The 11,464-nt window shown below is 74.2% G+C and carries 7 protein-coding genes; 3 read left to right on the top strand and 4 right to left on the bottom strand.

All coding sequences use genetic code 11. The features are described 5' to 3' along the window. Positions 1–437: 437 nt before the first annotated feature. Both ABD948_RS10480 and ABD948_RS10485 read left to right on the top strand, forming a co-directional pair. The gene (locus tag ABD948_RS10480; protein ID WP_345265476.1) at positions 438–893 is read left to right on the top strand and encodes a hypothetical protein; all 456 of its coding nucleotides are present in this window, start codon (positions 438–440) and stop codon (positions 891–893) included. Between the two features lie 107 nt (positions 894–1,000). Next, a complete protein-coding gene (locus ABD948_RS10485; RefSeq protein WP_345265478.1) occupies positions 1,001–2,170 on the top strand; it encodes a hypothetical protein in 1,170 nt (389 codons plus the stop codon). Positions 2,171–2,293: 123 nt separating this feature from the next. On the opposite strand, the gene ABD948_RS10490 is transcribed toward ABD948_RS10485, so the two are convergent. From ABD948_RS10490 to ABD948_RS10500, 3 genes are read right to left on the bottom strand one after another with little or no spacing between them, the layout of a single operon-like run. Then, positions 2,294–3,166: an NUDIX hydrolase gene (locus ABD948_RS10490; RefSeq protein WP_345265480.1), complete on the bottom strand. Its 873-nt coding sequence runs from the start codon at positions 3,164–3,166 to the stop codon at positions 2,294–2,296. Continuing rightward, on the bottom strand, positions 3,163–3,942 hold the full coding sequence (locus tag ABD948_RS10495; RefSeq protein WP_345265482.1) for a lysophospholipid acyltransferase family protein: 780 nt from the start codon (positions 3,940–3,942) through the stop codon (positions 3,163–3,165). Before ABD948_RS10495 ends, ABD948_RS10490 begins: the two co-directional genes overlap by 4 nt. Positions 3,943–3,959: 17 nt before the next feature. Further along, positions 3,960–5,222, bottom strand: coding sequence for a geranylgeranyl reductase family protein (locus ABD948_RS10500; protein WP_345265484.1), 1,263 nt, complete (start codon positions 5,220–5,222; stop codon positions 3,960–3,962). A gap of 113 nt (positions 5,223–5,335) precedes the next feature. Between ABD948_RS10500 and ABD948_RS10505 the strand changes: the two genes are divergently transcribed. After that, on the top strand, positions 5,336–7,465 hold the full coding sequence (locus ABD948_RS10505) for an ATP-binding protein (RefSeq protein WP_345265486.1): 2,130 nt from the start codon (positions 5,336–5,338) through the stop codon (positions 7,463–7,465). Between the two features lie 40 nt (positions 7,466–7,505). On the opposite strand, the gene ABD948_RS10510 is transcribed toward ABD948_RS10505, so the two are convergent. Further along, on the bottom strand, positions 7,506–11,387 hold the full coding sequence (locus ABD948_RS10510) for a DNA-directed RNA polymerase subunit beta' (RefSeq protein WP_345265488.1): 3,882 nt from the start codon (positions 11,385–11,387) through the stop codon (positions 7,506–7,508). Positions 11,388–11,464: the final 77 nt, after the last annotated feature.

Genomic DNA, 11,464 nt, shown 5'->3' on the forward strand with positions numbered 1-11,464 from the left:
GCCGACACCCCGACCCGCCGTCCGACGCGCGGTCCGACCCGCCGTCCGACCAGTCCTCCGGCGCGACGCCGATCGCCCCGCCGCCCTCCCTGCAGGAGGTGCTGGAGGCCGGTGAGACCCGGCTGGGCCGCGTCGACCTCGGCCTCGGCGGCCGGTCCGCGTCTCCTCGCCCCGCTACCGGACCGACGCCGGCGCGACCCGAGGCATCCGCGGCACCCACAGCACCCACAGCACCCACGGCACCCACGGCACCCACAGGCTCGAAGCGGGCGGTCCCACCGGCCACCTCGACGCGGCGGCTGCACGCCGTCAGCGACCAGGGGGCCGACAGCGCGCAGCCCCTGCCCCCGGCACCGTCCGGGGCCCCGCCGGTGGCGGCGTCGCCACCCCTCGACCCCACGCGGGCCCCGCGGCCCCGCCCCCCGTCCCCGTCACCGGTGGGGGGCCTGGGCGCCCCGGAGGAGGAGCTGCGCCAGCTGAGCCGATCGGTGGCCGAGGTCGCCGCGTCGGTGATCGCCCGCATGCGCGAGGCAGGCGAGGCGAACCGCCGTCACCTGGAGGCCCTCGAGGCCGAGGCCGCGCGCCGCTGCGAGCTGCTCACCGCCCAGGCCGAGCTCGACGCCGAGCTGATCCGGCTGCACGCCCGGCGCGAGGCGCACGCGATCCTCGCGGCCGCCCGGCTGCGCAGCAGCGACCCCGGCGACGCCACGCGCCGCTCGACGTTCCTGCCCCCCGAGCAGGCACCCCCCGAGGCCGCGCCGACACCGGACGCCTCGGCCGAGGCCCTCGAGGAGGTCACCGAGAACTTCGCGCACTTCGCCGAGCTCTTCGGCGACCCGCTGGGGCTCGACCTCACCGACCAGGCCCCGTTCGACCCCGACGTCGACCCGTGACGCGCCGCGAGAGAGCCGCTGCCTGGCTGGGTACCGCGGTCGTCCTGGCGAGTGCGGGCTGCTCGGCCGCAGGTGGCGGCAGCGCGCCGGCCCCGGCAGGTCAGGCGGTGCTGAGCGACTCCGGGTGGGCCGCCCCCGCCGTCCCCGGTGCGGCCGCGGAGGCGTTGCCCGAGCCCGCACCGGGCGTCGTCACGGTCGCCGCACGACCCGGTGCACTGGCGCGCGCCGCCACCGAGCAGCAGCCTGCCGACACCGACGTCCGGCTGCGCACCACCGCCGACAGGACGGCCTTCGAGCAGCTCTGCGCGGGCGCGGTCGACCTGGTGGAGTCGCTCGGGCGGATCTCACTCGCGCAGTGGCGCACCTGCCAGGAGCAGGGGCTGGGCGTCGTCGAGCTCGTCGTCGCCCAGGAGCCCACGGTGCTGGCCGTCGGTCGCGGCAGCGGCCGGGAGGCGGCCTGCGCACCGGCCGCGCTGGTCGATGACCTCCAGGGGCCGCCCACGACCGCCGGCTCGTGGGCCGACCTCGGGCTCGACGACGTCGCCCTCGAGGCTGCCGGACCGGGTGCGGGCAGCGTGGCGCTGCGCCTGGGCTGGCTCCTGGGCTCGCCCGCCGAGAGGACGGCCGCCGCATCGCTGCGCCCACGTGGCGACGAGCGCCGCGCCGCCGAGACCCTGGTCACCGAGCGTCGGCTCGAGGCGGAGCGTCGCCAGCGGGCGGCCGGCTCCACGCCGGGCCCTGCGGCGCGTGAGGCCGTCGACGCCGCGTGGGAGCGCTGGGCGCTCGCGCGCGACGCCCGTGACCGCGCCGTGGCCGCCCACCGCGCCGCCTGGCAGGCGGCGCTCGCCCAGCGCACACGCGCCGACCGGCTGGTGGTGCTGCCGTGGCGCGACTACCTCGCGCAGCGCGAGCGCGTGGCCGCGATCGACGTCCGGGACCAGACCGGCACCGGCTGCGTCGCGCCCCAGGAGCGCACCCTGGCCGAGGGCCGCTACCCGCTCGCCGCACCCGTCCGGCTGACCCTCACCACCCGCGCCTGGGCGCGTCCCGAGGTGGCGGCGCTGCTGGCCTGGCTGCTCCCCCGTGCGCCAGCGCTCGCGCGCGAGCGCGGGTTGACGCCCGCGCCGCGCGCCGCGGCCACCTCCCAGGCCGCCTGGCTGCGCGGGCGCAGCGCCCCCGACCTGCTGACGCCGTCGACCACCGACCCCTCCGGCCCGGTCGAGCTCTCCCCCGCCCCCGCCCCGGGCCTGGAGCCCCTGCCTCCCCCCGCCCCCTGACGCCGACCCGTCGTGAACGCGCGTCAACAGCGCACCGACCCGTCGTGAACGCGCGTCGACAAGCCGCCGACCCGGCCCGAGAAGGGACGGGTCGACACCCCACCCGGCCCACCGAGGGACGGGTCAGCGGGCCTCGAGGGCGGCGGTGACCAGCTCGACGACGGGCACGGCGCCGGAGGCGACGTCGACCAGCGGCACCCAGGCGACGGCGTCGGTGGTGCCCTCGCCCTCGACGACGTGCGGCTCGGCGTCGTCGGGCACGGTCGCGTCGTAGACGATGCCGACGGAGTGGAAGTCCTCCTCGCGGCCCGAGGGGGCGGTGCCCTGCACGTGCACGTCGTCGACGACGACCAGCCGCCCGACCTGTGCGGCCAGCCCGGTCTCCTCGGCCACCTCGCGCACGACGGCGTCGCGGGGGTGCTCCCCGTGCTCGACGCCGCCACCGGGCAGCGACCAGCGGCCGGTGTGGAAGCCGCTGCCCGAGACCCGCGTGAGCAGCACCCGCTCGCGGGCCACGACCAGCCCGTAGGCGGCGATCCGCTGGTGCCGCACGGGCGCGGCCGCGGCCACCGCCTCGCGCACGAACGGCAGCACGGGCAGGCTGCGGTCGAGCACCGCGGAGACCGGGTGCCAGGCCGCCTCGGCCGTGGAGCCCCCGACCTCGACGACGCGTGGTGCCGACGCGCCGTGCGCCACCCAGCCCCGGTAGACCAGGCGCACCGCGTGCAGGTCGAGGGTCTCGCCGTCGCGGCGCTCCCGCGGGCGGTGCAGGGAGTCGACGGCGGGCCGCTCCTCGACGCTCACCTCGAGCCCGGTCTCCTCGGCCACCTCGCGCCGGACGGCGTCGCGCGGGTGCTCCCCGTGCTCCACCTCGCCGCCGGGCAGTGTCCACAGCTCGCCGCGACCCAGGTGCGGCGCCAGCCGGGTGAGCAGCACCTCGCGCTCGCGCACCACCAGGGCGTAGGCGGCGAGCCGGCGGTGTCTCGTCGGCCTCACGTCGGCCCCCAGGTGGGCAGGACGGCGGAGCGGGGCATCGCGTCCAGCACGAACGAGGCCGTGCGGTCCAGCGCGTCGCCGCCGAGGTGCCGGGGGTACCAGGGCGCGTACTCGCCCGGGCGCGGTCGGTGCTCGGGCAGGCGCTGCAGGGTCTCGACGCCCTCGTGCAGCACCTGCCCGAGGCCACGCACGGCCTCGGTGAGCGGTGCGTCCGGCGCCACGTGCAGCGGCGGGTGCACGCGGACGTCGACGAGTCGGCCGCGGGTCAGGTCAGGGCGCGGGAGGGGTTCGTCGGCCGCGCGCTTCTGGGGCCAGAGCCGCTGGGAGCCCCACAGCGTCACCGGCACCAGCGGCGCGCCGGTCTCGCGCGCGAGCGCCACCGCACCCGGCATCAGCGCGCGCACCACGTAGGCGGCCGAGATGCCGGCCTCGGGGAACGCGCACACCACCTCGCCCTGGCGCAGCAGCGCGCGGGCGCGCAGGTAGGCGCCCGCGGGAGCCGTCCGGTCCACCGGCACGTGCCGCATGCCGTCGAGTGCGCGGCCCACCGCGGGGGCGTCCCACATGTCACCGCGGATGAGGAAGCGGGTGCGCCGCCCGGCGGGCAGCAGCGCCTTCTGCACGAACACGAAGTCCGGGAAGGAGACGTGGTTGCTGGCCAGCACCACCGGACCGGTGCGCGGCAGGTGGTGCGCACCCTCGGCACGCACCGTGACCCCCAGTCCGCGGAGCGCCACGTGTCCCGCGGCGACGGCGGCGCGGTACCAGCCCTCCACCAGACGGCTCCGGCGCCTCAGTCGAAGGGGGGTCGGTGGTCCAGGGTCAGCGAGCGCCGACCCGCCCAGCGCCACACCCGGGCGGCGGCGTCGCGGTCGGCGTCGGTGACCAGGTTGCCCATCCAGCGCAGGGCGAGGGTCATCAGCAGGTTCGAGCGCATCCCGACGGGTCCGAGCGCAGGCAGCAACCCAGGCACGGTCACCAGCCCGGCCAGGCGGCGCGCGATCGAGAAGGCCTCGCCGTACTCGCGGCGCAGCACGGCGGGCCACACGTGGTGCAGGTCGGCCCGCGCCGGTCGGTCGGTCATCAGGCCGGCGATCAACCGTCCGGTCTCGAGGCCGTAGTCGATGCCCTCGCCGTTGAGCGGGTTGACGCACCCCGCGGCGTCACCGATGAGCGCCCAGTTGGGACCGGCGACGCCGGAGACCGCTCCCCCCATGGGCAGCAGCGCCGAGGTGGGGGCGCGCAGGTCGCCGGAGAGCCCGAACTCCTCGCGGCGCTGCTCGGCGTAGTGCTGCATCAACGGCCGCAGCGCCACCTGCGCGGGGCGGGCCGCGGTGGCCAGCGTGCCCACGCCCAGGTTGACCTCGCTGGCACCGCCGGAGGTGCCCAGCGGGAAGATCCAGCCGTAGCCGGAGAGGATCTCGTCGTCCTCGCCGCGCAGCTCCAGGTGCGAGCTGATCCAGGGGTCGTCGGCGCGGGTGGAGGTCACGTAGCTGCGTCCGGCCACGCCGTAGACGGTCTCGCGGTGCCAGCTGCGACCCAGCACCTTGCCCAGCGGAGAGCGCACGCCGTCGGCCACCACCAGGCGCTGGCACCGCACCTCGCTGGTGCCGCCACCCTCGGTGCGGAACCGGACGGCGACCACGCGGCCGCCCTCCACGCGGGCGTCCACGGCGCGGGCGCCGTCGACGGCCCGTGCCCCGGCCTTGACGGCGGTCGTGCGCAGGTGGTCGTCGAGCTCGGTGCGCGGGACCGCGCTCCCCCAGTCCGGCAGCCGACCGCCCGGCCAGGGCAGGTGCAGCACCTGCCCGAAGCCGTGGGCGCGCAGGCCGCGGTTGACGGTGCGCGCGGCCAGCCAGTCGCCGAGCCCGAGGGCCTGCAGCTCGTGGACGGCGCGCGGGGTCAGGCCGTCGCCGCAGGTCTTGTCGCGGGGGAAGACGGCGGCGTCGGCCAGCAGGACCTCGGCGCCGGAGCGTGCGGCCCAGGCGGCCGCGGCCGACCCGGCGGGTCCGGCGCCGACGACCAGGATGTCGGTCTCGGCGGGCGGGGTGGTCACACATCCATTCTCCCAGAGCGACCAACTGCGCGAGCCCGCGGTCCGGCGTATCCTCCTGCCACCCGGCTCGCCCTCGTGCCGACCGCCCGCTCCCCCACCCGAGCGAGGTCCTCGTGACCCTCCCCGCACCCACCGGCCCCCGCCCCCGGGCGGGTGCGAGGGGTGCGCGCCTGCCGGTGTCGCCGGCGGACCTCCTGGGGCACGCAGGCGCGGCCGGGCTGTACCTGGGGGTGCTGGCGCTGGGCAACACGCTCACCCACCCCGAGGTCGCCGGCATCGGGGTGTTCTGGCCGGCTGCGGGTGTGGCGGTGGCCTGGCTGCTGCTCACCGACGCGGCACGGCTGCCCCTGGCGCTGGGCCTGCTGGTGGTCACGACCGTGCTGGGGGTCGTCTCGCAGGGCGGGCTGAGCGGCGTCGTGCTGCTGCTGGTGCTGGCCTCCCACGCCGTGCTGGTGGTCACCGCCTGGTGGCTGGCCCGGCGGGCCGGTGGCGACTCGAGCTTCGGCCCGCGCGGGCTCGACCTCACCACGACCCGGGGGCTCGTCGCGCTCGCCCGCGTGACGACGACCGCAGCCGCGGTCTCCGCGCCGGTGGCCGTGCTGGCCTCGGTGGCCGCGACGGGTCTCTGGGACCCGTGGGTCTGGCTCACCTGGGTGGTGCGCAACGTCGTCGCCGTCGTGGTGACCCTGGCCGCGGCGCTGCTGCTGGCGGCGGCCCGCGACCGAAGGCACGCCGGCACCGCCCTGGTCGCCCTGCTGACCCCGGGACCGCGCCGCCGCGCCCGCACGGAGCTGGCCGCGCTCGTCGCCGCCACGACCGTGCTCTGCCTGCTGGTCTTCGGCCTGGCCCAGCAGGCGCCGCTGAGCTTCGTCGTGGTGGCCGCGACCGTGTGGGCCGGACGACGCTTCACCCCGGTGGTGGTGGCGCTGCACAGCTTCGTCGTCTCGCTCGTGGCGGCGATCGCCACCGCCCGCGGCAGTGGCCCCTTCAGCCTCATCGACGACCCCTGGGCACGCACCTCGGCCGTCCAGCTGTTCGTGCTGCTGACGACGGTGATCGGGCTGCTGCTGGCCACCAGCACGCTGCGCGAGCAGCGCCTCACCGAACGGCTGCGCGAGGCCTCCGCCCGCTTCGACGGGCTGCTGACCCGCCTGGACGACTACATCTGGTCGGCCGAGGTGCTGCCCGACCGGCGGCTGCGGCTGCGGTTCGCCAGCGCCCCGGCGGTGGAGGTGTTCGGCGGCGCCGCCCCGCAGGCGGGCGAGCAGGACGCCGTCGTCGACCTGCTCCGCTGGGTGCCCGCGGAGGACCACGAGGTGGTGCGCGGCTTCTACCGCGAGCTGGTGGAGCGGGGCACCGCGGAGGCCGAGTTCCGGCTGGTGGGGGGTGACGGCGTGGTGCGCTGGGCGTGGTCGCGGGCCAGCGCCCGGGCCGAGCTGGACGGGCTGGTGGTCGAGGGCATCACCACCGACATCTCCCAGCGCCACGCCCTCGACGAGCTGCGGACCCAGTTCCTGGCCATCGCCGGCCACGAGCTGCGCACCCCGCTCACGGTGATCCGCGGCTACGCCGAGACGCTGGGCGAGGAGCTCGAGGACCGCCCGCGGGCGGCCGGCCACGCGGCCGCCATCGGTCGTCGTGCCCAGCAGCTGGAGACCCTGGTGGGCGACTTCTTCGACCTCGCCACGGTGGAGAACGGTCGCGTGGCACTCACCCGCACCCGGCTCGACCTCGCCGACCTGGTCGCCGACGTCGCCGCCGAGCACGCCGCCGCCGCCGCTCGCGCCGACGTGCGGGTGCAGCTGGAGACGTCGCCCGCGGAGGTCGACGGCGACGCCGTGCGCCTGCGGCAGGTGGTCGACAACCTGCTCGACAACGCGGTCAAGTACGGCTGTGCCGGCGGCCGGGTCCAGGTGCGCTGCCGCCCCGTGCACGGGGAGACCGGTGCGCGGGCGGTCGTCCTGGAGGTCAGCGACGACGGCATCGGGGTGCCACCCGAGGAGCTGCCGCAGCTCTTCGAGCGCTTCTACCGCGCCAGCACCGGGCGCGCCCGCACCGTCGACGGCACCGGGCTCGGGCTGGCCGTCGTCCGTGCGGTCACCGAGGCCCACGGCGGCGCCGTCGAGGCCTCGGCGGGCGGCGGCGGACACGGGCTGCGGATCGCCGTCCGGCTTCCGGCCGCGGCGCCGCTGCCCGGCGAGCACGCCCCGGACGCGGACGACCCCGCCACCCTCACGGGGTGACGGGGTCGTCGTCGGTCGGCCGGGGCCGACCGGGGACTGCTCAGTTCTGGTAGCTGCCGAAGTCGAAGTCGTCGAGAGCGACGGCCTGTCCTCCGGCGGTGCCGCCGAACTCGTAGTCGTAGGAGTCGTAGCCGGTGACGGAGTACGCCGCGGCGCGGGCCTCCTCGGTGGGCTCCACCCGGATGTTGCGGTACCGCTCCAGGCCGGTGCCGGCCGGGATCAGCTTGCCGATGATCACGTTCTCCTTCAGGCCGCGCAGGCTGTCGGAGCGACCGTGGATCGCCGCGTCGGTGAGCACCCGGGTGGTCTCCTGGAAGGAGGCCGCCGAGAGCCACGACTCGGTGGCGAGCGAGGCCTTGGTGATGCCCATCAGCACCGGACGACCCGAGGCCGGCGTGCCGCCCTCGGAGACCACGCGACGGTTCTCCTCCTCGAAGCGCACCCGGTCGACGAGGTCGGAGGGGAGCAGGTTGGTCTCCCCCGACTCGATGACCGTGACCCGGCGCAGCATCTGCCGCACGATGATCTCGATGTGCTTGTCGTGGATCGCCACGCCCTGGCTGCGGTACACCTTCTGGACCTCGTCCACCAGGTGCTCCTGCGCCCGGCGCACACCGAGGACGCGCAGGACGTCCTGCGGGTCCGGCGTGCCGGAGGTCAGGTGGTGGCCGACCTCGATGTGCTGGCCGTCCTCGACATTGAGGCGGGCCCGCTTCGAGACCGGGTACTCCTGGACCTCCGAGCCGTCGTCGGGGGTGACGACGACCTTGCGGGTCTTGTCGGACTCGTCGATCTCGACGCGGCCGGCGGCCTCCGAGATCGGCGTCATGCCCTTGGGCGAGCGGGCCTCGAAGAGCTCGACCACGCGGGGCAGACCCTGCGTGATGTCGTCGGCCGAGGCCACACCACCGGTGTGGAAGGTGCGCATGGTCAGCTGCGTGCCGGGCTCACCGATGGACTGCGCGGCGATGATGCCGACCGCCTCACCGATGTCGACCAGCTTGCCGGTGGCCAGGGAGCGGCCGTAGCACTTGGCGCAGGTGCCGGTCTTGGCGTCGCAGGTGAGCACGGAGCGCACCTTGACCTCCTCGATGCCGGCCGCCACGAGCTCGCCGATCTTGATGTCGCCCAGGTCCTCGCCCGGCCCGGCGAGCACGTCGCCGGTCTCGGGGTGGGTGACCGTGGTGGCGGCGCTGCGGGCGTAGGCCGCGGTCTCGGCGTTCTCCGCCTTGACCACCGTGCCGTCGCCCATGCGCTCACCGATCCGCTTGGGCAGACCGCGCTCGGTGCCGCAGTCGTCCTCGCGGATGATCACGTCCTGCGAGACGTCGACCAGGCGACGGGTCAGGTAGCCCGAGTCGGCGGTGCGCAGCGCGGTGTCGGCCAGACCCTTGCGGGCACCGTGGGTGGAGATGAAGTACTCCAGCACCGAGAGGCCCTCGCGGAAGTTGGCCTTGATCGGGCGCGGGATGATCTCGCCCTTCGGGTTGGCCACCAGGCCGCGCATGGCGGCCACCTGACGGATCTGGTTCATGTTTCCGGACGCCCCGGACTCGACCATCATGAAGATCGGGTTGGCGCGGTCGAAGTTCTTCTCCATCGCCTCACCGACCTTGGCCGAGGCCTCGGTCCAGATCTCGATGAGGTCCTGACGACGCTCGTCGTCGGTCACCAGACCGCGCTCGAACTGCTTCTGGACCTTCGCCGCCTTGTCCTCGTAGCTCGCGAGCAGCTGGATCTTGTCGTCGGGGGTGGTGACGTCGTCGATCGAGACCGTCACGCCCGAGCGGGTCGCCCAGTGGAAGCCGGTGTCCTTGAGCGCGTCCAGCGACGCCGCGACCTCGACCTTGGTGTAGCGCTCGGCCAGGTCGTTGACGATCGCGCCCAGCGCCTTCTTGCCCACCTCGTAGTTCACGTAGGGGTAGTCGGCCGGCAGGGTCTCGTTGAAGATCGCGCGACCCAGCGTGGTCTCCAGGGTGAGGGTCTGGCCCTCCTCCCAGTCCGCGCCGAGGTCCATCTCGAGCGGGGGCACCACGTCGTTGAAGCGGATGCGGCACTTGCTCTGCAGCGAGATCTCACCGGCGTCGAAGGCCATGATGGCCTCGGCCGCCGAGGAGAACGAGCGCCCCTCGCCCCGGCCGTCGTCGCGGTCGGTGGTGAGGAAGAACAGGCCGATGATCATGTCCTGGGTGGGCATGGTGACCGGCCGGCCGTCGGAGGGCTTGAGGATGTTGTTGGTCGAGAGCATCAGGATCCGCGCCTCGGCCTGGGCCTCGGCCGACAGCGGCAGGTGCACCGCCATCTGGTCGCCGTCGAAGTCGGCGTTGAACGCCGTGCAGACGAGCGGGTGGATCTGGATGGCCTTGCCCTCGATCAGCTGCGGCTCGAAGGCCTGGATGCCCAGGCGGTGCAGCGTGGGGGCACGGTTGAGCAGCACGGGGTGCTCGGTGATGACCTCCTCGAGCACGTCCCACACGACCGGGCGCGCGCGCTCGACCATCCGCTTGGCGGACTTGATGTTCTGCGCGTGCGAGAGGTCGACCAGGCGCTTCATGACGAAGGGCTTGAACAGCTCCAGCGCCATCTGCTTGGGCAGACCGCACTGGTGCAGCTTCAGCTGCGGACCCGAGACGATCACCGAGCGGCCGGAGTAGTCGACGCGCTTGCCCAGCAGGTTCTGGCGGAAGCGACCCTGCTTGCCCTTGAGCATGTCGGAGAGCGACTTCAGCGGCCGGTTGCCCGGGCCGGTGACGGGACGACCGCGGCGGCCGTTGTCGAACAGCGAGTCGACGGCCTCCTGGAGCATCCGCTTCTCGTTGTTGACGATGATCTCGGGGGCGCCGAGGTCGAGCAGCCGCTTGAGGCGGTTGTTGCGGTTGATGACGCGGCGGTACAGGTCGTTGAGGTCGGAGGTCGCGAAGCGGCCACCGTCGAGCTGCACCATCGGGCGCAGGTCCGGCGGGATGACCGGGACGGCGTCGAGCACCATGCCCTCGGGCTTGTTGCCGGTCTTGCGGAACGCGTCGACGACCTTGAGGCGCTTGAGCGCCCGGACCTTCTTCTGCCCCTTGCCGGTGGCGATGATCTCGCGCAGGTTCTCGACCTCGCCGGGGATGTCGAAGTCCTGCAGGCGCTTCTGGATCGCCGCGGCGCCCATGTGGCCCTCGAAGTACTTGCCGAACCAGTTCTTCATCTCGCGGTAGAGCATCTCGTCGCCCATGAGGTCCTGGACCTTGAGGGACTTGAAGGTGCTCCACACCTCGTCGAGGCGGCCGATCTCGTTCTCGGACCGCTTGCGGATCTGGTTCATCTCGCGCTCGGCGCCGTCGCGCACCTTGCGCTTGGCGTCGGCCTTGGCGCCCTCCTCCTCGAGGGCGGCGAGGTCCTCCTCCAGCTTCTTGGTGCGCTCCTCGATCATCGAGTCGCGGCGCTTCTCCAGCCGCTCGCGCTCGAGCTGGATCTTGCCCTCCAGCGAGGTGAGGTCGCGGTGGCGCGCGTCCTCGTCGACCGAGGTGATCATGTAGGCCGCGAAGTAGATGACCTTCTCGAGGTCCTTCGGGGCCAGGTCCAGCAGGTAGCCCAGACGACTGGGCACGCCCTTGAAGTACCAGATGTGGGTGACGGGCGCGGCGAGCTCGATGTGGCCCATCCGCTCGCGGCGCACCTTGGAGCGGGTCACCTCGACGCCGCAGCGCTCGCAGATGATGCCCTTGAAGCGCACGCGCTTGTACTTGCCGCAGTAGCACTCCCAGTCCCGGGTGGGACCGAAGATCTTCTCGCAGAAGAGGCCGTCACGCTCGGGCTTGAGCGTGCGGTAGTTGATGGTCTCCGGCTTCTTGACCTCGCCGTGGCTCCAGTTGCGGATGTCCTCCGCGGTAGCCAGACCGATCTGAAGCTGGTCGAAGAAGTTGACGTCGAGCACGATGGCTGCTGACCCTTCGTTAGGACTTGCGAAATACGAGTAAGGGGGGCGGAGTCCGGCCGGCGCCGCGCGGGCGC

The organism is Nocardioides nanhaiensis (genome assembly GCF_039542785.1).
In the GTDB taxonomy this organism is placed as follows: Bacteria; Actinomycetota; Actinomycetes; order Propionibacteriales; family Nocardioidaceae; genus Nocardioides; species Nocardioides nanhaiensis.